The organism is Arthrobacter sp. YAF16, assembly GCF_052113385.1.
Taxonomy (GTDB): domain Bacteria; phylum Actinomycetota; class Actinomycetes; order Actinomycetales; family Micrococcaceae; genus Arthrobacter.
On record NZ_JBFRDC010000001.1, the window covers coordinates 970,691 to 993,974 of the forward strand.

Consider the following 23,284-nt stretch of genomic DNA (forward strand, 5'->3'; position numbering starts at 1 on the left):
TACCCGCGGCGGTGCCGGTCCAGCGTTAGAGTGGGCGGATGGACACCCTGATGACTGTGGCCCAACTCAAGGAGCGGATGGACTCCGGCGCGCGGACGGTGCTGCTGGACGTCCGCTGGACGCTTGGCGACCCGCACGGCCGGGAGCATTATCTGGAGGCGCACCTCCCCGGCGCGGTGTTTGTAGACCTCGCCGCCGAACTCGCCGGCCCGGCCGATCCCAGCCGGGGACGCCATCCCTTGCCGCCGCTGGAGCAGTTCCAGGAGTCCGCGCGCGGCTGGGGCGTCCGGGACGGTGACTTGGTGGTGGCCTATGACGCCACCGGCAACCTTGCGGCGGCCAGGCTCTGGTGGATGCTGCGCAACGCAGGCTTCCCGACGGTCTGCCTGCTCGACGGCGGCCTGGCCGCCTGGCGCGCGGAGGGATTCGACGTCGAGAACGGCGAACCCGATGTGGAGGCGGGTGACGTCGTGCTCTCCGACGGGGCCATGCCGGTGATCGGCGCGGCTGAGGCAGCCGCATGGTCCGGCAGCGGCCTCTTGCTGGATGCCCGTGCCGGGGAGCGGTACCGGGGCGAGATAGAACCCGTGGACCCCCGCGCCGGACACATTCCCGGCGCCGTGAGTGCACCCACCACCCGGAACCTGGCGGCGGACGGCAAGTTCCTCCCGGCAGCCACGCTCCGCGAACGTTTCACCGGCTTGGGCGTGCAGGCGGGTCTGCCGACCGCCGTGTACTGCGGCTCCGGGGTGACCGCGGCCCACGAGATTGCGGCGCTGGAGATCGCGGGCTTCCCCGCGGCCCTGTACCCGGGATCGTTCTCGGAGTGGTCTAACGATCCTTCCAATGTCGTGGTGACCGGCGCTGCCGCCGACGGCGGCGCGGGGGCGGATGGCGGTGTCCAGGCCGCGACTACGCAGGGCAACTAACTAGGCCAACTGACGGTACCGGCCGGGCGGTTTCTCACCAACGTCGCAACAGGTCTGTCGTGAAACTACCCGGCTGTCCTGCGGAGAAGCCGGCGGCCGGCCCATAGCGGCCGGTTCGAAGGGGACGACATCCGGTCTCATTCTGCCGCTCGGCCTTGCCGTAGGCTCACGAAACTATCGACAACTTGGGGGAATGATGGATAAGAGAATGAAGACCGGTATCGCGGCCCTTGCGCTCACGCCACTTTTTGCGCTCGGCGCCTCGACCGCTCTCGGGCCATCTGCCTCGGGTACGTCCGACGTGGCATATGAAAAAATGGATCACCCAGAGTGCTACAACGAGACGAAGCTCAACGATCCGAATGACTTTTGCTACAAGACGATAGGTCCGTGGAATAGCACTAAGTCTTCAGACGAAGAAGTCCGCTCCCTGGTATCCGTAGAACAGATGGTTGCGGCCGGTAGGACTGTCGACGAGATCCAGCGCTACTACCCCGACTCCACGACGACCTCCAAATAGCTCTCTCAAGACCTGCCAGACACCATCCGGGGCTGCACGGCTATAAAGGGGGCCCGCAGATGAGCACACGAATCATCCCGGCCGCGCCGAATGTCGTTCGCGCGGACCAGGTGGCGGTGGCTTGCCTAACTGACCTGCGCCTCTCAATCCAGTACCTCCTGCTCAGGAGCTCGCCGGAGCCCGCACCCATCGTTGTGGGAGCGGCTCTGCAGGTTGTGCCACACGACGAGAGCGCGAAGAGAATTCCACGAGCGGGAACTTTCCTGTAAGGACCGGACACTACTAGGTATGAACCAAATGGGGGAACAAGATGATGAGCTGTGGAAGAGATGCGTAGACGGTGACTCCGGCGCTCTCGGTGTCTTGTTCGACCGGCACTCAGATGCGGTTTTCCGCTACTGCCTGAGCAGGACAGGATCGTGGCACGACGCCGAGGAACTCGTCTCCATCACATTCCTGGAGGCATGGCGGCAACGCAGGGGCCTAACGCTCCAGCGGGATTCCTTACTTCCCTGGCTGCTTGGGGTAGCCACCAACGCGGCCAGAAACAAAGCCCGCTCCATCCGAAGGCATGAACAGTTCCTGGGCCGGCTTCCGCATTCATCGGTTGTTCCGGACCATTCCACCGCGGTGGATGAGCGGATGGACACCGAACGGCAAGTCAGGGAGTTACTCGCCCGAACTGCGGGCCTCACCGACGGGGAGCGGGACGTAACCCTGCTGTGCCTCATGAACGGGCTCACCTACGAGGAAACCGCCTCATCACTGGGCATCCGGATCGGCACCGTCCGTTCCCGAGTCCACCGGGCCAAGAAGAAACTCCGTGCCGCCGCCCCGCACCTCCTCGACCACGCCGGGGACTCCGCAACCATCCTGGAATCGAGGCTGTCATGAATCTTTCAGACGTTCGCTATCCTGCCGATACGAAGGCGGCGGTCCGAAACCTACTCATTCAAGAAGCTAAACGGGAAGCAAAACCAACCCCTTGGTGGCGCAAACCGGCTGCGCTCACCTTCGCCGGCTTGGCTCTGGCCGGCACCACCGGCGCCGGCGTCTACGTGGCCTTGGCGCCTGTCGAAGACAAACGGGACATTCGTTGCTACTTCCACGCCGACCTCAGCACAACGTATCCGGTCGCCGGCGCTCCGGGTGTCACGAGACCGCCGTACATCAGCACCGGCATCTTCGTCACCGGATTCGACTCGAAGAACAACCCCAACCCCGACGACAAGAACGCAGGAATGCAACAGGTCGCCGACCCCATAAACCAGTGCAGCAGGTTATGGGACATGGGTGAGATGAACCCGGGCGGAATCACCGATGACCTCATCCCCGATGGTTTCGTGGCCCCTCCTCCTGGACCGCCCGGGGACCGTCCAGTCCCCGAAGGGGCGGACAAAGACCAGAACGGCAAATCTCTCTGGCCGGATCCAGCCACCAAGGTATTCGGCAACTACGTCCCTCACCTCACCGAGTGCGTGGTTGAGAGCTCTGTGGCGGTCATCCCGGGCCCAGCCGAGGTCTGCGCCGAACTCGGCATTCCTGCGCTCGAAAAGTAGCCGGTACCCTCCCCACCAACGAATGTAGGAGCCCGTGAAAACTTCGACCACAACACTTACCGTGGCAGCCCTCGTGGCCGCCGTCGGCCTCTCTACGGCAGCATCAACACTGACGGACGCAGTAGCATCCCCAGGCGACTCAGCGACGAACGGTACGACCGTACCCGCCACGGCGACCAGCACCCCGGAAGCCGTAGAAGACACAAGGGACACCCGCTGCTACTTCCGCGCCGACCTCGACCGCACCTACCCGGCACCCAACGCCCCAGGCATCACCATGCCTCCTTACACACGGACCGGCACCATGGTCCCTGGATTTAACGGTGACTAGAACCCAACGCCCCAAGATCCACAAGCCGGGATGCTTAGGGTCGTCGACCCATTGCGGCCTGCACCGATCTCTGGGACAGGAACTTCATGAACCCCGGTTGCATCACCTCAGACCTCATCCCGGCCGGGGTCACCGCTCCGCAGGGAACGGCCGGCGGCTGGAACGGAAAAGACCTTGATGCCGAAGGCAACCCACTCCTTGCAGGGCAATCCGAGCACCACACCGGACACTACGTTCCCCACCCCACGAAATGCGTTGTTGAGGGAACCGCCAGCGTCATCCCAGGCCCACCCGACACCTGCACCAACCTCGGGGTGCCCTCTCTGCTGAGATAAAGCCCATCTACAGCGATCGGCGCATCGAACTCCGCATGACTCATCACCACTTTCTGTTGATGTTGCGACGTTGGTGAGAAACCGCCCACCTAACCAAACTTGGCACCGGACCTCATCTCAGCGGCGCTGGACCAATTCAGCCCGGACGCGGGCGTGCGCTAGGCCGCAGGCGCACTGCCGGGCCAAGTCCCACCGCAACTCTCGTCAGGCGCTCCAGCTTGGCGCCGCGTCTTAGCTTTCTGCTCCTAAGCGGCTTTCTTGGAGTCGCCGCCGTAGCCATGTCCCCTCGGGCGTGGCGGCCCGCTGGCGTCCGTTCCCGGCAGTGGCGGAGCGGTTGAGTGGTAGCTGTGGCCGGTGGGTGTTGTGAGTTGGAGGGTGTGGCGGGGTCCGGGGCGGGGCTGGGCGTTCCAGCCGGGGGTTTCTTTGGTATGGTTGCAGGCTTCGCAGAGTCCGGCGCCGTTGCCCAGGCTGGTGGTGCCGCCGTTGTGCCAGGGGATGATGTGGTCCAGGTGGCGGATCGGGGCGTCGCAGTACGGCGTGCGGCAGGTGTGGTCCCGGGCGTGGATGAAGCGGCGGTGCCCTGGCGGGAAGAGCCGGGCGCGGGAGTCCATCCCGATGAGTTCGCCGGTGCCTGGTGCGGTGTAGAGGCGCCGGAGCCAGGCGGTGAAGGCGCCCGCACCTCCGGTGCCGCTCGCCGCACCTACAGGGCCGGTCTCCGGGGCTGCACCACCGAAGTCTTTGAGTAAACTTCTGGCCCACCCGGCGGGGACAACACCGTAGCCGGGCAGCGTCGCGGGTTCGCTGTCGCCCTGGAGCAGGGTGCGGTCGGTCATGAGGAGCTGGATTTCGATGCCGCTGATCCCGCCGGCCCTGCCGGTGGTGCGTTCGACCAGCGTGTCGGCCATCAGTTGCCCGCGGGAGCGGGGGTCCCCGGCGGAGCGCAGGGCCTCGGCGGCCCGGGTCAGGGCCGCGTGGACGGCGACCCCTGCCGCGACGGGCAACAGCGCCGTGAGGTAACACATCGTGTCGGGTGCGGGGCGGAGGCTGACATGGCGCTCTCCCTCGGCGTGGGCGGCACGCTCGGTGACCGTGCGCGGGTCCCGCCGGTACGCCGCGGCCCTGGCCGCGGCGGCAAGGGACCGGTCCCCGGCGCCGTCGAAGGTTCCGGTATCGGCGGAGAGTTCCTCGTCCACGGCGGCCCGGTCGGCGGACGAGAGGCAGGCGGTCTCCCGGACCAGGAGGGTGGCGCGCCATTCGTTGAGCTGTCCGGTTTCCAGGGCCGCGAGGGTGTGCGGCATTTCGATGACCAAAGCTTTCGCCAGTCCGAGGAGCCGTCCGCCCTTGGCCGGGGATTCCCGCCGGGTGAGGGCGATCTGGGCCGCGACCCCGGCGCCGAGCTGGTCTGCGGGCATCCCCGCGGAGGCCTGTTCACGGCGCTGGGCCAGGTCGAAGGCGACAGAGAGCCGGGCCTGCAACGCTGCCGCGGCGGACTTGAGATCCTCAAGCTGGCGCAGCCAGTCGATGACCACCGCACTGTCGGCGGCCGTCATGGCGCTGGCCAGGCTGCGGTCCGATTCCCGGGCCGCAACACCAAGTGCTGCATCCAGAGCCACGTCGGACCCTTGCTTGCCGTCCATGATTCAAGTCTCTGTCCGGGGTACGACATTATTAGCGTGGCATCTTCCGGGTTCCTCCAACGGCCGGTCGCTTCGCCGCACTGCGCAGGGGCCGCCGACGCCACCCAGCCAGAAAGGGCCGTCGCGGGCGGCCGCGACGCACGAGGGTAGCCAGCAAATTGTTGAGCCCTGTCGTTACACTTTCCGTGATGCCGGACATTAACGGGGTATGAGCTTGCAAGCAGTCCGGAGAGATCCCGGCCATGTGGAACGGGAAAAGCGTTTTTTGGCGGCGCATACGGCCAGCCATGACCGCATCTACCGCTATTTTCGACGGAGAACAGCGGACGCCGCCACCGCAGAAGATCTCTGTTCCGAGGTTTTCAGGATCGCCTGGGAGAAGCTGGCCGGCAGCGGCGAACTGTCCGTCATGCTGCTTTTTGGCGTGGCTAAGAATGTCCTCAGGAACCACGACCGCTCTGCGTCCCGGTCCGCAGACCTCCTCGGTGCTCTCCGGGCCGAACGCCGGGACGCAGCCCCCGCCCAGGACTCGCACGTCCAGGAGGCCCTCGAGCGGCTCAGCCCGGACGAACGCGAAGTTCTGCTCCTGACCTACTGGGATGGTTTCACGTCCCAGGAAGTCTCCGACCTGCTCAATACGAGTGCCACGGCCGTCAGGATGCGACTTCACAGGGCACGCAAGGCGTTGAGCCACCTCATTCAGACACAGCCACAGGTAGAGGGTGCAGAGCTATGAAAACGAAGTCAACCGCAGACCGGATCCGGCGTCAGCTCTCATCCGTTGATCCGGCGGCACGCATCACCGACGACGAATTGGCCCGGAGCCGCGATCGCTCCCTGGCGGCCATGCAGCCGGCCGCCGCGATGCTTCCGGAGGCCGACGGCATCGCCCTTCCGGGCGAAACGTCCACCTACCCGGTGCCAACGAAGCTTTCCGGCAGGCGTTCGCGTCGGGCACGGATCCTTCTAATGTCAGCCGCAGCCGCTGCGGTGGTCGCTGCGTTGATCGCGGGAGATGTCATCGGCCTTGCTGGCTGGAGAGGCGGAGCCACCGCCCAGGCCGCGGAGGTTCTCAACAATGCTGCCCGAATGACCATCAAAACGACTGATCCGGAGGTCAAACCCGGCCAGTACCTGCGGATCAAAAGCACCAATGTTTGGGCTTCGTACACCTCGGAGCAGGACGGATCCGAGTATCGATGGCTCGATACGGAAAAATCCGACATGTATATCCCCTCAGACAGGTCTGGGGAGTGGGTGTGGCAACGCTCAGGACGCGTCCCCACAACCTTCTTTGACGCGAAGTCAAAGGCGTACGCCCAGAAACAGGACATTCAGCCTTCGCCCGAGCTGCTGCGCGCGCGCAACGGGGCGTTCTACGGAAGCCCCGGCTCGTGGACTGCCGCGGACCTGTCGAAGCTGCCCCGCGATCCCTACCGGCTGCTGAACAGCCTCTACAAACAAACCTTGGGGCGGGGCCAGTCCGTTGACGGTGAAGCGCTCGTGTTCATAGCGGACCTCCTGAGGACCGGGCTGGTGCCTGCCGACCTGCGGGCCGCGCTCTACAAGGCCGCGGCCATGATCCCCGGGGTGACGGTCACCGAAAGCCAAGCCAACCTGGACGGCCGCACCGGGGTGGCCATCGGACGCCTCGAGGACGGCCCGGCTCAAACACGCCAGGAGCTCATCATCGACCCCGAGACGGGGCTGTTGATCGGCGAACGGTCCGTCCTCTCCCAAGCCCAAATCGGATTTCCGGCAGGAACAGCAACGACCTGGACCGCGATTGAAACGTCCGTCAGCAACACGGCACCCTAGCTCGTGCAACTTCCAGCCGCGCGGAACGCGCCGGGCCGCCGGCCCAAAGTGGCACCGCATCCACTCCCGGGGGTAGCGTCGAACCATGACTCCAGGACGCCCCGTACCGCCGCCCTTCGCCAAGCCGCTTCCCGACCTCAACGATGCCAGCGACGCCGGCACCGACCGTCCCACGCTCGCCGCCGCCTACGGCGCCACGGCCAGCGACAGCGGACTCGTTCCGCTGACCGTGGCCCGGCGCGCCCCCAAGGAGGACGACGTCGAGATCGCCATCGAGTTCTGCGGCCTCTGCCACTCGGACGTGCACGCCACCCGCGGCGAATGGGGAACCCAGAACTACCCCCTGATTCCGGGACACGAAATCGTCGGCCGGGTCACCCGGGTGGGCTCCGCCGTCGACGATTTCACCGTTGGTGAGCGCGTGGGCGTCGGTTGCATGGTCGATTCCTGCCGTGAATGCGACAGCTGCCTCGACGGCCTCGAACAGTACTGTGAAAACGGCATGACCGGAACCTACGGCGCCAAGGATGCCCGCAACGGCAACGCCATCACCCAGGGCGGCTACTCCACCGCGATCGTCGTGGACCGCAACTATGTCCTGCGGGTCCCGGAGGGCATGGATCCGGCCGCCGCGGCGCCCCTGCTCTGCGCCGGCATCACCACCTACTCCCCACTGAACCACTTCGAGGTGGAGGAGGGCGACGTCGTCGGCGTTGTCGGGCTCGGCGGCCTCGGCCACATGGCGGTCAAGATCGCCAAGGCCATGGGCGCGGAGGTGACGGTTTTCACGACGTCGGAGCAGAAGTTCACGGCGGCCCGCGAGCTGGGTGCCGACCACGTCGTCCTGTCCACGGATCCGGAGGCCATGGAGTCAGCGGACCGCAGCATCGACGTCATCATCGACACCGTCGCCGCGCCGCACGACCTCAACCCGTACTTCCGCACCCTTCGCGTGGACGGGGCGCTCTTCCAGCTGGGCCTGCCCTCGGAAGCTATGCCGCCGGTCAACCCCGGTGCGCTGATCCGGCGCCGGATCGCCTATGCCGGCTCGCTGATCGGTGGAATCGCCGAGACCCAGGAGATGCTGGATTTCTGCGCCGAGCACGGCGTGGTGTCCGACGTCGAGGTGGTCCGTGCGGACCAGCTGAACGAGGCCTATGACCGCATGGTGGCCGGCGACGTAAAGTACCGATTTGTTCTGGACACCAGCACCCTGGGGTCCCCGGCGGAAAAGGCTGATGTATGAGCACCCTGTTCACCAAGATCATCAACGGCGAGATCCCGGGCCGCTTCGTCTGGCGCGAGCCCGACGTTGTAGCATTCCTGACCGTGGGCCCGCTGGCCGACGGGCACACGCTCGTGGTTCCCACTGAAGAGGTGGACCGCTGGACGGACGCCTCGCCGGAGGTGCTGGGCCGCGTCATGGAAGTTGCCCGCAAGATCGGTGCGGTCCAGGTGGACGTGTTCGACGCCGCCCGGGCGGGCCTGATCGTGGCCGGCTACGAAATCAACCACCTGCACGTGCACGTCTGGCCGTCCAACTCGATGGCGGACTTTGATTTCGGTTCGGTCGACCAGCACCCGGACCCGGCCCGGCTGGACGCCAACGCGGAGACGCTGCGCGAGGGCCTGCGGAAGGCCGGCCACGCGGAGCACGTCCCGGAGGCTTAACTTCCAGGAACTGGCGCCGGCGCAGCACTCCCCAGGGGGTCTACGCCGGCGCCAGCGCTTTGTTCAGCACGGTCCGGATCCGCTTTTCGGACACCGAATAGGCGGTGCCGAGTTCGACGGCGAAAAGGCTCACCCGCAGTTCCTCGATCATCCAGCGGACCTGGGTTAACTCCGTGCCGATCCGCCGGCCGGGCAGCAACGCGGAGACGGCGTCGTCGTAGTCGTCCTCGAGGGCCTGGATGACCGCCATGTGCTGCGCGTCGCGCTGGACGTTCACGGGAAGCTTTTCGAGGCGCTTCTCGATGGCCGCGAGGTAGCGGGGCAGCTGGCTCAGCTGGGCGTAGCCCGTGCGTGCCACAAAACCGGGGAAGACAAGCTGCTCCAGCTGGGCCTTGACGTCGTTGAGGGCGCTGATCAGGGCCAGGCTGGTGGTTCCTTTGAGCCGCTTCTCGATGCGCCGTGTGCTGGCGAGGATCCGCTCGACGACGGCGGTCACCGTGAAGACCGTGTCGATCAGTTCCGCCCGGACCTGCTCATACAACGCCTTGAACGCCGCCGCATCCCACGGCAGCGCGGCCGGGGTGAGCTTGTCGATCGCGGCCAGGGCGCAATCCGCGATCAGGGCCGAAACGGAGCCGTGCGGGTTTTGGCTGAACGTCAGCTTCTCGGTGTTGTTCAGGTGCTCCAGGACATAGCGGTCCGGCGGCGGGACTTTCAGGGCGAGCAGCCGGATGACCCCGCCGCGCATGGCCTGTTCCTGCTCTCCGGAGGTCTGGAAGAGCCGCAGGGCCACGGAGGCGCCCTCGTCGACCAGTGCGGGGTAGCCGGTGACGGTGTGGCCCTTCACGGTGCCCTGGACCTGGCGCTGCACGGTGCCGAAGGTCCAATCCTTCAGGCCGGACAGCTCCCTGAAGCCGGCCGGAGCCGGGACGAGCTGCGTCTGTGCGGCAGGAGCCCCGGAGGATCTGCCGTTCGCCCCGCCGCCGGCGGTGCCTGCCGTTGTCGCCTTGGGCGCCGTCGTGGCCGGCGTGGCCCCGAGGGACTCGGCGATCGCGCGCCGGGTGGCCGGTGCCAGCTTTTCCTGGAGCACCGCGAGGTCTTTGCCCTCGTCGAGGACCTTGCCGCGGGAGTCGACCACGCGGAAGCTGACCCGCAGGTGCGCCGGGACGGCGTCCCAGTTCCACGACCCCGGCGGGATGACCTGGCCGCGGAGCCGGCGCAGTACGAGTTCGAGTGAGGGCTCCAGCTCATCCGCCGCGGGATCGAAATCGGCCTCTAGCGCCGCCACGGCCTGGCGGGCGACGTCCGGTGCGGGAACGAAGTTCTTCCGCACCTGCTTGGGCAGGGACTTGATCAGGGCCGTAACCAGTTCCACCCGCTGGCCGGGAATCAGCCAGTGGAACGCGGCGTCGTCCAGCTGGTTCAGGAACAATACGGGGACCTCGGCGGTGACGCCGTCGGACGGGTTCGGCGGGGAGCCGGGCGCCACCGGATGGAACTCGTAGCTCAGCGGCAGTTCGAAGCCCTTGTGCAGCCAGGTCTTCGGGTACGCCGAATCGTCGAGCGCGTCGGCGTCCTCGCTGATCAGCAGCGACTGGTCGAAGTCCAGCAGCGTGGGGTCCTGCTGGCGGGCTTCCTTCCACCACTTGTCGAAATGGCGCTCGGAAACCACGCCCTTACCGATCCGCGCGTCGTAGAACTCGAACAGGGTCTCGTCGTCGACCAGGATGTCGCGGCGCCGCATCCGTGCCTCGAGCTCTTCGACTTCCTGGAGCAGGGCACGGTTGCGGTGGAAGAACTTGTGGTGCGTCTGCCAGTCGCCCTCCACCAGGGCGTGGCGGATGAACAGCTCGCGGGAGAGCTCCGGATCCACCCGCCCGTAGTTGACCCGCCGGTTGGGGATGATCGGCACACCGTAGAGGGTGACTTTCTCATGCGCCATCACCGAGCCCATCTTCTTGGACCAGTGCGGTTCGCTGTAGCTGCGCTTCACCAGGTCCGGCGCCACCTGCTCGGCCCAGAGCGGATCGAACTTTGCGGCCACCCGCGCCCAGAGCCTGCTGGTTTCGACCAGCTCGGCGGCCATCACAAACGTGGGGGACTTCTTGAACAGCGCCGAGCCGGGGAAGATCGCAAAGCGGCTGCCGCGGGCGCCCGCGTACTCGCGCTTGCGTTCGTCGAGGATGCCGATGTGGCTCAGCAGCCCGGACAGCAGGCTGATGTGGATGCCCTCGTGGTTGCCCACCGGGTCGGTAAGCCGCTTGTTGTCCAGGCTGATGCCCAGCGGCCGGGCGAGCTGGCGCAGCTGGGCGAAAAGATCCTGCCATTCGCGGACGCGCAAATAGTTGATGAACTCGTTGCGGCACAGCCGGCGGAACGCGGTCGAAGAGAGTTCCTGCTGCTTCTCCTGGAGGTAGTTCCAGAGGTTCAGGAAGCCGGTGAAGTCCGAGTTCTCGTCCCGGAACCGCGCGTGCTTCTCCGCGGCAAGCTGCTGCTTGTCCGTCGGGCGCTCGCGCGGATCCTGGATGGTCAGCGCCGCGGCCAGGATCATGACCTCGCGGACGCAGCCGCGCTTGCCGGACTCGACAATCATCCGCCCCAGCCGTGGGTCCACCGGCAGCTGGGCAAGCTGCTGCCCGACGGCGGTGAGCCCGCCGCCGCGGCCGCCGGCGGGCCGGCGACCGGCCCGGGTCCCGGCGTCGTCCGCTGCTTCCGGCTGCCGTGCGGCGCTCAGAGCGCCGAGCTCGCGGAGCAGGGTGACGCCGTCGTTGATGGCTCGGGAGTCCGGCGGCTCCACAAACGGGAAGTTCTCCACGTCCTTAGGACCGCGGGCCACACCCATAGCCGTCATCTGCAGGATGACGGCGGCAAGGTTGGTGCGCAGGATCTCCGGGTCGGTGAACAGCGGCCGGGATTCGAAGTCCTCCTCCGAGTACAGCCGGATGGCGATGCCGTCGGAGACACGGCCGCAGCGGCCGGAGCGCTGGTTGGCAGAGGCCTGCGAGACCCGCTCGATCGGCAGGCGCTGGACCTTGGTGCGGTGCGAGTAGCGCGAGATGCGTGCGGTGCCGGTGTCGACGACGTACTTGATGCCGGGCACTGTGAGCGAGGTTTCGGCAACGTTGGTGGCCAGCACGATCCGGCGCTTGCTGCCGGGGTGGAACACCTTGTGCTGCTCCTGCAGGCTCAACCGGGCGAAGAGGGGAAGGACCTCGGTGCCGGCCAGCCGCCGGTTCGCCTGGATGCGCGCGTTGAGCGCCTCGGCGGCGTCGCGGATTTCGCGTTCCCCGGAGAAGAAGATCAGGATGTCGCCCGGGGCCTCGAGGGCGAGTTCGTCGACGGCGTCGCACACCGCGTCCAGCGGGTCGCGGTCCTCCTCGAGCTCGTCGTCGGAGGAATTGTCCGCATCATCGCCAGCTGCGCCGGGGCCGCCGGCGGGCTGGGAGAGCGGCCGGTAGCGGATTTCCACCGGGAAGGTGCGGCCGGACACCTCGATGATGGGGGAGGGCTCCTCCTCGCTGCCGAAGTGCTTGGCGAAGCGCTCCGGATCGATGGTGGCCGAGGTGATGATGATCTTCAGGTCCGGGCGCTGGGGGAGGATCCGCTTGAGGTAGCCGAGGATGAAGTCGATGTTGAGGCTGCGTTCATGCGCCTCGTCGATGATGATCGCGTTGTACTTGCGCAGCAGTTTGTCGCGCTGGATCTCGGCCAGCAGGATGCCGTCGGTCATCAGCTTCACCTTGGTGGAGCGGCTGACCTCTCCGGTGAAACGGACCTGGAAGCCGACTTCCTGGCCGATCTCGACGCCGAGTTCCTCGGCGATGCGCTCCGCGACCGTGCGGGCGGCGAGCCGGCGCGGCTGGGTGTGGCCGATCAGGCCGTTTTCGCCCAGGCCAAGCTCGAGGCACATCTTGGGGATCTGGGTGGTCTTACCGGAACCGGTCTCGCCGGCGATGATGGTCACCTGGTTTGCGGCGATGGCGGCCATCAGGTCCTCGCGGCGCTCGGAGACCGGCAGCTCGGCGGGGTAGGAAATATGCAGTGTCATGGCTGAAAACAGTCTACTGGCCCAGCAGCCGGACATAGGTTTGCCCGGTCCCTGGGCGGGGCCGGGCAGCGGTTGGCGGGGGAGCGGGCTAGAAGAACCGCAGCGTGTAGCTGGTGCTGGGGAGGTCGTGGGCCATCCAGTACTCTTCCGAACGGACGGGCGGGTTGTGGCCCAGACCGTCTTTGCGGAGAGCCCGGAGGGTGGCTGCGACGGCGGCGAGGATCAGGACGATGAGGGCGATTCCGATGAGTTCCATACCTCCATGGTTCTCCGGTGGGGGATGCAAAAAAAGTGGCAGAAATGCCCAAAAGGCTATAATTTCTGCCACACTGGAGACATGATCAATTCAGTGGCGATGATCGTGGTTCCCAACTTCTCGGTCTTCGAGTTCGGCACCGCATTCGAGGTGTTCGGCGTCGACAGATCGGACCGCGGCACCGGCGTGCCGGCCTTCGACTTCCGGGTCTGCACGCCGGAGCCCGGCGACGTTCCCATGAAGTCAGGCCTGTCGATGCACGTGCCGCTCGGGCTGGAGGCCGCCGCGGACGCGGACCTGGTCATCATGACCCCGTTCGGCAAGGACTCCGATGTCCCCGAGTCCGTGCTGGAGGCGCTGCGGGCGGCGCACGCGCGGGGAGCCTGGGTCATGTCGATCTGCTCCGGCGCCTTCGCCCTGGCCCGGGCAGGGCTGCTGGACGGGCGCCGCTGCACCACGCACTGGCACTACTCGCAGGAGCTCGCCAGCCGTTACCCGGCCGCGCTGGTTGATGAAAACGTGCTCTATGTAGAGGACGGGCGGATCATCACGAGCGCCGGCACGGCCGCCGGCATCGATGCCAGCCTGCACCTGGTCCGGGTGGAGCTGGGCGCCAACGTGGCCGCGAGTATCGCCCGGGACATGGTGGTTCCGCCCCACCGCGACGGCGGCCAGGCCCAGTTCATCGACCGGCCCATGCCCAGGTGCGGCTCGCAGCCGATGGAGGAGTTGCTGCGGTGGATGGTCCGGAACCTGGACGAGGAGCACTCCGTCAACGAGCTGGCCGCCCGCGTGCACATGTCGCCGCGGACCTTTGCGCGGCGGTTCCGGGCCGAGACCGGTGCGACCCCCGCGGCTTGGCTGAATTCGCAGCGGGTGCTGCGGGCGCAGGAGCTGCTCGAGACCACGGATCTGAACATCGACGAGATCGCCCGGGAGGCCGGGTTCGGCCACTCGGTGCTGCTGCGGCACCACTTCGCCAAGGTGCTGGACACCAGCCCGCAGTCCTACCGGCGGACGTTCCGCGGGCACCTGGCGGCGGTCTAACCGGGCTGCCCGTCCGGGCGGTCCCGGGTCTCGGCACCGCCCGACGCCGGTTCCGGCTGAGCCAGCGACTCCGCGGCGGCGCGCATGCTGTCCACCAGGGTCCGCCAGGGTCCGACGAGGTCCCGCTCCGGCAGGGTGGCGCGGCGCTGGCCGGCCCGGATCCGGTAGACGAAGCGGTCCGGCTGGGGAATTCCGCCGGACTCGGCTGCTGCCGGGCCGGGCAGGTCGTCCCAGGGGCAGGCCTCGATCAAGGGCTGCCACTGGTCCCGGTCATCCGGCGTCACCGCCTGCACACTCCAGACGCGCTCCATCCCGGCAACGCCACCGCTGCGCTGGACGGTTATCTTCACTGGCTTGACTCCACTGGGTGATCCTTAGGCAGGCGCTGGTTACAGCCTCACTTTGACAGTTTCCCATGCCCGCCGGACGGCGTCATGCTCCGCCGACTCGGCACCGTACAGCTCCTTCGCGGATGCCGCGGTGGCCTTCGCGAAAGCCCCGAAGGTCGCGGCCGCGGGCAGGGAGCCTCCGGTCAGGGTGTCGTACCAGATGCGTCCGGGAGTTTCCCACGCATTACCGCCCAGGGCCGTCGCGACCAGGTAGAAGGCCCGGTTGGGGATGCCCGAGTTCAGGTGCACTCCGCCGTTGTCCGCGCTGGTGTGGACATAGGAGTCCATCGAGTCCGGTTGCGGATCCTTGCCCAGCACATCGTCGTCGTAGGCGGTGCCCGGGGCCTTCATGGAGCGCAGCGCCGTTCCCTGCACTTGGTCGGTGAAGAGGCCTTCGCCGATCAGCCAGCTCGCCTCGGTTGCGGACTGCTGCTTCACGTACTGCTCCACGAGGGCGCCGAAGACGTCCGAGAGCGATTCGTTGAGGGCTCCCGCCTGGTTCCGGTAGGCGAGCCCGGCGGTGTACTGGGTGACGCCGTGCGCCAGCTCGTGGCCGATCACGCTCAAGGAGGCCGTGAAGCGGTTGAAGACCTGGCCGTCGCCGTCGCCGAAGACCATCTGCTTGCCGTCCCAAAACGCGTTGTCGTAGCGCTGGCCGAAGTGCACCGTGGCATCCAGCGGCAGGCCGTTGCCGTCAATCGAGTTGCGGCCGAATGCCTCGGCGTAGAGCCGGTGCGTGTGGCCCAGGCCGTCATATGCCTCGTCCGCCGCCGGGTCGCCGGTGACGGGTTCGCCTTCCTTGCGCACCAGAACACCGGGCAGGTTCTCCGAGGCTTTCGCGTCGTATACGGTCCGCTGCGGCGGCCCGGGCGTGAGCTGCCGCAGTCCCGGGGGTGCCGCGGGCACCGGCGCCGCGCGGGATGCCTGGAAGCTCTTGACGTGCTGCAGGGCTTCTTTGGCGGCACGGGCTGCGATCAGCAGCCGTGGTTCATGATGCTGCGCTGCCAGCCGACGCAACATGTAGGGAGGGATGATGGAGCAGTACATGTGAGACCCCTTTGCTTCTGCCGATGCGAACAGCCTACGAGGGGCCACCGACATTTGGCAGGGCCGGACGCGGCGATCTTCCCCTCCGGGGTCCGCTGGATGGTCCGCGTCCGGCTGCCCGTTGGATACGGTAGGCCAATGGCGCAAACGGAGAAGAAAAAGAAACCCGGCTCGACCCTGCTGACGGTCATCATCGCCTTCGTGGCCAATATCCTTGTGGCTGCGGCGAAGTCGGTGGCCGCCGTACTCACCGGATCGGCCTCCATGACCGCCGAGGCGGCCCACTCCTGGGCGGATACCGGAAACCAGGTGTTCCTGTTCTTCGCGGAACGGCGCTCGGCCAGGCCGCGGGACAAGAGCCACCCCATGGGTTACGGACGGGAAGCCTACGTCTGGTCGATGTTTGCGGCGTTCGGGCTGTTCACTGCGGGTGCCGTGGTGTCCATCATGCACGGCATCCAGCAGATCATTGCGCCGGAGCCGGCAGCCGACTTCGCAGTGGCCTACGTGGTCCTGGCCGTCGCTTTCGTCTTCGAGGGAATCTCCTTCATCCAGGCGTTCCGGCAGACCCGGAAGGCGGCGCACGAACTGGAACGGCACACCCTCGAGCAGGTCCTGATCAGCTCCGATCCCACCCTGCGGGCCGTCTTCGCCGAGGACGCCGCAGCACTCGTCGGCCTGGTCGTGGCCTTTGCCGGCGTGTTCTTGCACCAGGTCACGGGCTCGCCGCTGCCGGACGCGATCGGTTCGATCATCGTCGGTGTGCTGCTGGCCGTCGTCGCCGTCGTGCTGATCGACCGCAACCGTCGTTTCCTGGTGGGCCAGGGCGTTACCCCGGACATCGAACAGTCCATGGCCCGCCGGGTGCTGGAGCACCGGGACATCGCCCGGCTCACGTACCTGCACCTGGAATTTGTCGGCCCGCGCCGGCTCTACCTGGTCGCGGCAGTGGACCTGCAGGGCGACCACCCGGAACACGAAGTGGCGGTGGCGCTGCGCCGGATAGAGCGCGAACTGGAGGACCACGAAACGGTGGAGGAAGCCGTGCTCACCTTGTCGACTCCGGACGAAGCCGCCCTGGACTTCGACGCCGGACAAAGCCGAGCCGGCGCCTGACCCGCGGCTAAAGCCGGACCAACTGCCCTTGTCCTGCGCGGGGCCGGCGGATACTGTGACCTCGACCGCCGGCAGCGCCGCCGGCGTTCCACCGCCGATCAGGAGGATGCCTTGAAGTTTGATCCGAACACCACCGCCCTTGTGCTCATCGAGTACCAGAACGACTTCACCTCCGACGGCGGCGGGCTGCATGACGCCGTCCGGCCGGTCATGGAAAAGACGGACATGCTCGCCAACACGGCCCGGGCTGTAGAGGCAGCCCGCACGGCCGGCGTCACTGTCATGCATGCTCCCATCACGTTTGCCGAGGGCTATAACGAACTCGGCAAGCATCCGTACGGGATCCTCAAGGGGGTCGTGGACGGCGGCGTCTTCGTGAAGGGAACCTGGGGCGCGGCCATCATTGACGAGTTGGCGCCGGCAGAGGGCGACATCGTGATTGAAGGCAAGCGGGGCCTGGACACCTTTGCCAGCACCAACCTGGACTTCATCCTGCGCAGCAAGGGCATCACCACCATCGCCCTGGGCGGTTTCCTGACTAACTGCTGCGTCGAATCAACCATGCGCAGCGGCTACGAGAACGGGTACCAGGTCGTGACGCTGAGCGACTGCGTCGCTGCAACATCCGTTGAGGAACACGACAACGCGATCGCGTACGACTACCCGATGTTCTCCACCCCGATGACGGCCGAGGAATTTTCCAGCGGGCTGTCCTGAGCTTTGCCGATGAACGCAAAAACCCCGCCGTTTCGCTGAAACGGCGGGGTTTTGTCTGTGCCCTCGATTGGAATCGAACCAACGACCTTCTGCTCCGGAGGCAGACGCTCTATCCCCTGAGCTACGAGGGCAATCAGGGATCCTGCCGTTTCCGGCGGGACGTCCTAGAGCTTAGCAGGAAGGTGGGCTCCAATGGAAAATCGCCGGGCCGGGAAAGCCGGCAACCTGCCCGGGAACCCGGCAGGCCAAGATGACGGCCGCAAAATTCCGCGGGACCGCGGGCCACCGGTAGGCTGGAACTGTGACCCCAGAAGAACTCTCCCTCGCCATATCCGCCTGCCTGAAGGACGCCGTCACCGCCGGTGAAATCGCCCTTGCCGCCGCCGACATTCCGGACTCGGTGCGCGTGGAGCGGCCCAAGAACAGGGACCACGGCGACTGGGCCACCAACATCGCCCTTCAGCTGGCAAAGACGGCCGGCACCAACCCGCGCCAGCTCGCCGGGCTGCTGAGCGCCCGGCTGGCGTCAATCGAGGGAGTCTCCGCCGTCGACATCGCCGGACCGGGGTTCCTGAACATCACCGTCGACGCTGCCGCCGCCGGTGCCCTCGCCAAGGCCATTGTCGAGGCGGGCCCCGCGTACGGCACGAATACGGCGCTCGCGGGCCGCACGGTCAACATGGAGTTCGTCTCGGCCAACCCCACCGGCCCGCTGCACATCGGCCACACCCGCTGGGCCGCCCTGGGCGACTCGATCGCCCGCGTCCTGCGGGCCTCCGGAGCGGATGTCACCGCGGAGTACTACATCAACGACGCCGGCTCGCAGATGGACGTTTTCGCGCACTCGGTGCTGTCCCGGCTGCACGGGCGCGGCGTTCCGGAGGGCGGCTACCCGGGCGAGTACATCGCCGACCTCGGCCACGAGGTCCTGACGCAGCACCCGGACATCCGCGAACTCACCGACGTCGCCGCGCTGCCGGTGATCCGCGGCGCCGCCTACAAGGCGCAGCTGCACGACATCCAGCAGACCCTCGCGGAGTTCGGCGTCGAGTTCGACGTCTTCTTCTCCGAGCAGGAGCTGCACGACGCCGGCGCCATCGCGGACGCCGTCGCCCGCCTGCGGGAACAAGGCCACGTCTACGACGACGGCGGCGCGGTCTGGCTGCGCACTACGGACTTCGGCGACGACAAGGACCGGGTGATGATCCGCGCGAACGGCGAGCCGACGTACTTCGCCGCCGACGCGGCGTACTACCTGTCCAAGAAGGACCGCGGCTTCACCGAGAAGATCTACCTGCTCGGCGCTGACCACCACGGCTACATCAACCGGCTCAAGGCGATCGCGGCCGCGGCCGGCGACGATCCCGAGGTCAACATCGAGGTGCTGATCGGCCAGCTCGTCTCCGTCAACGGCGCCAAGCTGTCCAAGCGGGCCGGCAACATCATCGAGCTCAAGGACCTGATCTCCTGGCTGGGCAAGGACGCCGTCCGATACTCCCTGGCGCGCTTCCCGGCCGATTCTCCGCTGACCCTGGACCCGGAACTGCTCAAGAAGCACAGCAACGAGAACCCGGTCTTCTACGTCCAGTACGCCCACGCCCGCTCCCGTGGCGCCGCGCGCAACGCCGTAGCCGCCGGTGTCGAGCGCCGGGTGGAGGGCGAAGACGCCTTCGACGCGTCCCTGCTGGACCATGCGACGGAAAACGAGCTGCTCTCGCACCTCGGCAGCTACCCCTCGATCGTGGCCAAGGCGGCCGAGCTGCGCGAACCGCACCGCGTCGCCCGCCACCTCGAAGTCATCGCCGGGGCCTACCACCGCTGGTACGACGCCTGCCGTATCGCGCCGCTGGGCGAGGAAGCCATCACCGATTTGAACCGCACCCGGCTGTGGCTCAACGATGCCACCAGCCAGGTGCTCGCCAACGGACTGGAACTGCTGGGCGTCTCGGCGCCGGAACGGATGTGAACGCCATGACCGCGAACCAGAACAACAGCGTTTCAGCTTCCCCGCTGGCCCCGGACTGGCTGGCCGTCCCGGAGAACCTCAACGCCTTGCACAAGCCGATGTGGGCCGCCGGTGTTGAGCGCAACGAGGGTGGCGAACTGGCCATTGACGGCGTCACCGTCAGCGAACTCCAGCGGCAGTTCGGCACGCCGCTGTTCGTGATGAGCGAGACTGACTTCCGGGCCCGCGCCCGGGCTTTCCAGGATGCCTTCAACGAGGCCTTCGCGGACATCTGCGGGGGAGTGGACGTCTACTATGCCGGCAAGTCGTTCCTGTGCACCGCCGTCGTCCGCTGGGTCGAGGAGGAAGGGCTCCGGCTGGACACCGCCTCCGGCGGTGAGCTCGCCGTGGCGGCCCGCGCCGGCATCCCCGGCGCCGCCGTCGCGCTGCACGGCAACAACAAGTCCGACGGCGAGATCCACCGCGCCCTCGACATGAAGCTGGGCCGGATCGTCATCGACAGCCTCGCCGAACTGGAACGGGTCGCGGCGATCGCGGCGAACCGCGGCGAAACGGCGAAAGTCATGCTGCGGCTGACGCCGGGCGTGCACGCGCACACCCACGAATTCATCGCCACCGCGCATGAAGACCAGAAGTTCGGACTCTCGATGGCCGGGGACTCGACCGACCAGGCCGGGCTGTCCGCCGCGGAGGAAGCAGTTGCGGCCGCCGCCGGGCATGACAGCATCGAACTGCTGGGCCTGCACTGCCACATCGGCTCGCAGATCTTCGAACCGGACGGCTTCGCCCTGGCCGCGGAAAAGTTGCTCGACTTCCTCGCCGCGATGCAGTCCAAGTATTCGATCGTGCTGCCGGAGCTGGACCTGGGCGGCGGCTACGGCATCGCCTACACCCCGGTGGACACGCCGCGGCCGCCGGCGGAAATCGCCCGGGCGATGGCCGCCGTCGTCCGCACCAAGGTGGCCGAGCTCGGCATCGCCGCACCGCGGATCTCGATCGAGCCCGGACGGGCGATCGTGGGCACCAGCACCTTCACGCTCTACGAGGTGGGCACCCTGAAGACCGTCCGGGTGGATGCGCCGGAAAACGGCGCAGAAAACGTTACGTACCCGCGCCGCTATGTGTCGGTGGACGGCGGCATGAGCGACAACGCCCGCCCGGTGCTCTACGACGCGGATTATTCGGCGGTTCTGGCGTCCCGCAGCTCCGACGCGGCCCCGCAGCTGTCCCGAGTGGTGGGCAAACATTGCGAGAGCGGCGACATAGTTGTTAGAGATGTATATCTGCCCGAGGACGTGGCAGCCGGTGATCTGCTCGCTGTACCGGGGACCGGCGCCTACTGCTGGGCCCTGTCAAGCAACTACAACTATCTGGCCCGGCCGGGCGTTGTCGCGGTACGCGATGGATCAGTCCGGCTCATTGTCCGCGGCGAAACCGAACAAGATCTGCTGAACCGCGACATGGGAGTCTGAATGACGGAATTGCGAACCCTGAAAGTGGCCCTGCTGGGCTGTGGCAACGTCGGGGCCCAGGTTGCGCGGATTCTCATTGACGACGCCGACACGCTGGCGTCCCGCACCGGGGCCCGCCTCGAACTGAGCGGCATCGCCGTGCGCAACCTCGACGCCCGGCGCGACGTCGAACTGCCCCACCAGCTCTTCACCACCGACGCCGACGCGCTGGTCAAGGACGCCGACCTGGTAATCGAACTGATGGGCGGGATCGAGCCGGCACGGATCCTGATCCTTACCGCGATCCGGCACGGCGCGTCCGTCGTGACCGGCAACAAGGCCCTGCTCGCCCAGGACGGCCCGACCCTCTACGAGGAGGCGGACAAGGCCGGCGTTCAGCTCTCCTACGAGGCCGCCGTCGCCGGGGCCATCCCGATCCTGCGCCCGATCCGGGACAGCCTCTCCGGCGACCGGATCACCCGGGTGCTGGGCATCGTCAACGGCACCACCAACTTCATTCTGGACCAGATGGACACGACGGGCGCGCAGTTCGCCGACGCCCTCGCCGAGGCCCAGCGGCTGGGGTACGCCGAAGCGGACCCCACCGCCGACGTCGAGGGCCTTGACGCCGCCTCGAAGGCCGCGATCCTCGCCTCGCTCTCCTTCCACACGCGGTTCGCGCTCGAGGACGTCTACTGCGAGGGCATCAGCTCCGTCACGGCCGCGGACATCGCCGCGGCAAAGGACGCCGGCTTCGTGATCAAGCTGCTGGCGATAGCAGAGAAGCTCACCGATCCCGAGGGCAAGGAGGGCGTGTCCGTCCGGGTCCACCCCACGCTGCTGCCGCGCGAGCACCCGCTGGCGGCCGTGCACGGCGCGTTCAACGCCGTCTTCATCGAGGCGGAGAACGCCGGCGAGCTGATGTTCTACGGCCAGGGCGCCGGCGGCACCCCGACGGCGTCGGCCGTGCTGGGAGACCTCGTCTCGGCGGCCCGCCGGATCGTCCTGGGCGGTCCGGGACGCACCGAAACCACCACCGGCCACGTCCCCGCGCTGCCGATCGACGCGGCCATCACCAGCTACTACATCGGCCTCGACGTGGCGGACCAGCCCGGTGTCCTGGCCCGGATCGCGCAGCTCTTCGCCGAACACGGCGTGTCCATCGAAATCATGCGTCAGACCATCCACCGCGACTCGGCCTCCAAATCGGAGTCGGCGGAGCTGCGGATCGTCACGCACCGTGCGAGCGAAGCCGCACTGGCAGCAACCGTCGAGGCCGTCAAGGGCCTGGACGTCATCAATTCCGTCACATCCGTACTGCGGGTAGAAGGGGTCTAAGTGGCTCACCAATGGCGCGGAGTCATCCGCGAATACGCCGAACGCCTGCCCGTCACCGAGGCCACCAAGGTCATCACCCTGGGTGAGGGCGGCACCCCGCTGGTGCACGCGCAGAAGCTCTCCGAGCTCACCGGCTGCACCGTCTACCTCAAGGTCGAGGGCATGAACCCGACCGGATCCTTCAAGGACCGCGGTATGACCATGGCCATGACGGCGGCGGTGGCCTCCGGTGCCAAGGCCGTGGTCTGCGCCTCCACCGGCAACACCTCCGCCTCGGCCGCGGCCTACGCGACGTCGGCCGGACTGCAGTGCGCCGTGCTGGTGCCCGAGGGCAAGATCTCGATGGGCAAGCTCAGCCAGGCGATCGCGCACGGCGCCACCCTGCTGCAGGTGGACGGCAACTTCGACGACTGCCTGGACATCGCCCGCAAGCTGGGGGAGTCCTACCCCGTGTTCCTGGTCAACTCGGTCAACCCGGCCCGGATCGAGGGCCAGAAAACCGGCGCCTTCGAGGTCGTCGACGCGCTCGGCGACGCCCCGGACATCCACGTGCTCCCGGTCGGCAACGCCGGCAACATCAGCGCCTACTGGAAGGGCTACAAGGAGTACGCAGCGCCCTACGACTCCGCCACCGCCGGCACCCTAACCGCAGTCGCCACGAAGACGCCGGTGATGTGGGGCTTCCAGGCCGCCGGTGCCGCCCCGTTCGTCGCCGGCCACCCCATCACGGAGCCGGACACCATCGCCACCGCCATCCGGATCGGCAACCCCGCGTCCTGGGACACCGCCGTCGCCGCCCGGGACGAATCCGGCGGTGTGATCGAGGCCGTCACCGACGAGGAAATCCTCTCCGCGCACCGCTGGCTCTCCGCCCGCGAGGGCGTGTTCGTCGAACCCGGCTCCGCCGCCGGCGTCGCCGGCCTGATCAAGAAGCACGCCGCGGGCGAGGTTCCGGAGGGCAAGACCATCGTCATCACGGTCACCGGCCACGGCCTCAAGGACCCGCAGTGGGCCTTGCGCACCGAGGACGGCAGCGACGTGCAGCCGGTCAAGGTCGCCAACGACGTCGTCACGGTGGCCGCCGAACTGGGACTGGAAGAAAAATAGCC

The 23,284-nt window shown here is 67.2% G+C and carries 21 protein-coding genes and 1 tRNA gene; 16 read left to right on the forward strand and 6 right to left on the reverse strand.

Annotated elements, in window-relative coordinates; translation table 11 throughout:
- Positions 1 to 38 precede the first annotated feature (38 nt).
- From AB4Y91_RS04575 to AB4Y91_RS04595, 5 genes are all read left to right on the forward strand, one after another.
- Positions 39 to 929, forward strand: a complete 891-nt coding sequence (locus AB4Y91_RS04575) for a sulfurtransferase (protein ID WP_441417325.1) — start codon at positions 39 to 41, stop codon at positions 927 to 929.
- A gap of 208 nt (positions 930 to 1,137) precedes the next feature.
- Positions 1,138 to 1,449: a hypothetical protein gene (locus AB4Y91_RS04580; protein WP_441417326.1), complete on the forward strand. Its 312-nt coding sequence runs from the start codon at positions 1,138 to 1,140 to the stop codon at positions 1,447 to 1,449.
- A 297-nt stretch (positions 1,450 to 1,746) separates the two neighbouring features.
- The gene (locus AB4Y91_RS04585) at positions 1,747 to 2,343 is read left to right on the forward strand and encodes an RNA polymerase sigma factor (RefSeq protein WP_441417327.1); all 597 of its coding nucleotides are present in this window, start codon (positions 1,747 to 1,749) and stop codon (positions 2,341 to 2,343) included.
- On the forward strand, positions 2,340 to 3,008 hold the full coding sequence (locus AB4Y91_RS04590) for a hypothetical protein (protein WP_441417328.1): 669 nt from the start codon (positions 2,340 to 2,342) through the stop codon (positions 3,006 to 3,008). Before AB4Y91_RS04585 ends, AB4Y91_RS04590 begins: the two co-directional genes overlap by 4 nt.
- Positions 3,009 to 3,042: 34 nt before the next feature.
- Positions 3,043 to 3,339, forward strand: coding sequence for a hypothetical protein (locus AB4Y91_RS04595; RefSeq protein WP_441417329.1), 297 nt, complete (start codon positions 3,043 to 3,045; stop codon positions 3,337 to 3,339).
- Positions 3,340 to 3,919: 580 nt separating this feature from the next.
- On the opposite strand, the gene AB4Y91_RS04600 is transcribed toward AB4Y91_RS04595, so the two are convergent.
- Positions 3,920 to 5,311: an HNH endonuclease gene (locus tag AB4Y91_RS04600; protein WP_441417330.1), complete on the reverse strand. Its 1,392-nt coding sequence runs from the start codon at positions 5,309 to 5,311 to the stop codon at positions 3,920 to 3,922.
- 208 nt (positions 5,312 to 5,519) lie between these two features.
- Here AB4Y91_RS04600 and AB4Y91_RS04605 point away from each other — a divergent pair, with 208 nt between their 5' ends.
- From AB4Y91_RS04605 to AB4Y91_RS04620, 4 genes are all read left to right on the forward strand, one after another.
- Positions 5,520 to 6,047, forward strand: coding sequence for an RNA polymerase sigma factor (locus tag AB4Y91_RS04605; RefSeq protein ID WP_441417331.1), 528 nt, complete (start codon positions 5,520 to 5,522; stop codon positions 6,045 to 6,047).
- On the forward strand, positions 6,044 to 7,129 hold the full coding sequence (locus AB4Y91_RS04610) for a CU044_5270 family protein (protein WP_441417332.1): 1,086 nt from the start codon (positions 6,044 to 6,046) through the stop codon (positions 7,127 to 7,129). Before AB4Y91_RS04605 ends, AB4Y91_RS04610 begins: the two co-directional genes overlap by 4 nt.
- A gap of 85 nt (positions 7,130 to 7,214) precedes the next feature.
- Positions 7,215 to 8,375 (forward strand): NAD(P)-dependent alcohol dehydrogenase, encoded by a 1,161-nt coding sequence (locus AB4Y91_RS04615; protein WP_441417333.1) that lies wholly within the window; start codon positions 7,215 to 7,217, stop codon positions 8,373 to 8,375.
- Positions 8,372 to 8,800, forward strand: coding sequence for an HIT family protein (locus AB4Y91_RS04620; RefSeq protein ID WP_441417334.1), 429 nt, complete (start codon positions 8,372 to 8,374; stop codon positions 8,798 to 8,800). Before AB4Y91_RS04615 ends, AB4Y91_RS04620 begins: the two co-directional genes overlap by 4 nt.
- 40 nt (positions 8,801 to 8,840) lie before the next feature.
- Here AB4Y91_RS04620 and hrpA read toward each other — a convergent pair whose 3' ends face one another.
- Together hrpA and AB4Y91_RS04630 are read right to left on the reverse strand one after the other, a co-directional pair.
- Positions 8,841 to 12,848 carry an ATP-dependent RNA helicase HrpA gene (gene hrpA, locus AB4Y91_RS04625; protein WP_441417335.1) on the reverse strand — a complete coding sequence of 1,336 codons (4,008 nt, stop codon included), beginning with the start codon at positions 12,846 to 12,848 and terminating at the stop codon, positions 8,841 to 8,843.
- 88 nt (positions 12,849 to 12,936) lie between these two features.
- The gene (locus AB4Y91_RS04630; RefSeq protein ID WP_175322851.1) at positions 12,937 to 13,104 is read right to left on the reverse strand and encodes a hypothetical protein; all 168 of its coding nucleotides are present in this window, start codon (positions 13,102 to 13,104) and stop codon (positions 12,937 to 12,939) included.
- 81 nt (positions 13,105 to 13,185) lie between these two features.
- Between AB4Y91_RS04630 and AB4Y91_RS04635 the strand changes: the two genes are divergently transcribed.
- On the forward strand, positions 13,186 to 14,151 hold the full coding sequence (locus tag AB4Y91_RS04635) for a GlxA family transcriptional regulator (RefSeq protein WP_441417336.1): 966 nt from the start codon (positions 13,186 to 13,188) through the stop codon (positions 14,149 to 14,151).
- Here AB4Y91_RS04635 and AB4Y91_RS04640 read toward each other — a convergent pair.
- Positions 14,148 to 14,501, reverse strand: a complete 354-nt coding sequence (locus AB4Y91_RS04640; protein ID WP_441417337.1) for a protealysin inhibitor emfourin — start codon at positions 14,499 to 14,501, stop codon at positions 14,148 to 14,150. The genes AB4Y91_RS04635 and AB4Y91_RS04640 overlap by 4 nt on opposite strands.
- A gap of 39 nt (positions 14,502 to 14,540) precedes the next feature.
- Positions 14,541 to 15,587 (reverse strand): M4 family metallopeptidase, encoded by a 1,047-nt coding sequence (locus AB4Y91_RS04645; RefSeq protein WP_441417338.1) that lies wholly within the window; start codon positions 15,585 to 15,587, stop codon positions 14,541 to 14,543.
- 138 nt (positions 15,588 to 15,725) lie between these two features.
- On the opposite strand from AB4Y91_RS04645, the gene AB4Y91_RS04650 reads away from it, so the two are divergent.
- Complete coding sequence (locus AB4Y91_RS04650; protein WP_441417339.1) at positions 15,726 to 16,703, forward strand: cation diffusion facilitator family transporter; 978 nt, start codon at positions 15,726 to 15,728, stop codon at positions 16,701 to 16,703.
- A 111-nt stretch (positions 16,704 to 16,814) separates the two neighbouring features.
- Positions 16,815 to 17,420, forward strand: a complete 606-nt coding sequence (locus AB4Y91_RS04655) for a cysteine hydrolase (protein ID WP_441417340.1) — start codon at positions 16,815 to 16,817, stop codon at positions 17,418 to 17,420.
- A 58-nt stretch (positions 17,421 to 17,478) separates the two neighbouring features.
- Here AB4Y91_RS04655 and AB4Y91_RS04660 read toward each other — a convergent pair.
- Positions 17,479 to 17,551, reverse strand: a tRNA-Arg gene (locus tag AB4Y91_RS04660).
- Between the two features lie 170 nt (positions 17,552 to 17,721).
- On the opposite strand from AB4Y91_RS04660, the gene argS reads away from it, so the two are divergent.
- The 4 genes from argS to thrC are packed head-to-tail and all read left to right on the forward strand — an operon-like array spanning position 17,722 to position 23,282.
- A complete protein-coding gene (argS, locus tag AB4Y91_RS04665; RefSeq protein ID WP_441417341.1) occupies positions 17,722 to 19,386 on the forward strand; it encodes an arginine--tRNA ligase in 1,665 nt (554 codons plus the stop codon).
- Positions 19,387 to 19,391: 5 nt separating this feature from the next.
- On the forward strand, positions 19,392 to 20,858 hold the full coding sequence (lysA, locus tag AB4Y91_RS04670; RefSeq protein ID WP_441417342.1) for a diaminopimelate decarboxylase: 1,467 nt from the start codon (positions 19,392 to 19,394) through the stop codon (positions 20,856 to 20,858).
- Complete coding sequence (locus AB4Y91_RS04675; RefSeq protein WP_441417343.1) at positions 20,859 to 22,175, forward strand: homoserine dehydrogenase; 1,317 nt, start codon at positions 20,859 to 20,861, stop codon at positions 22,173 to 22,175.
- On the forward strand, positions 22,176 to 23,282 hold the full coding sequence (gene thrC / locus AB4Y91_RS04680; protein ID WP_441417344.1) for a threonine synthase: 1,107 nt from the start codon (positions 22,176 to 22,178) through the stop codon (positions 23,280 to 23,282).
- Positions 23,283 to 23,284: the final 2 nt, after the last annotated feature.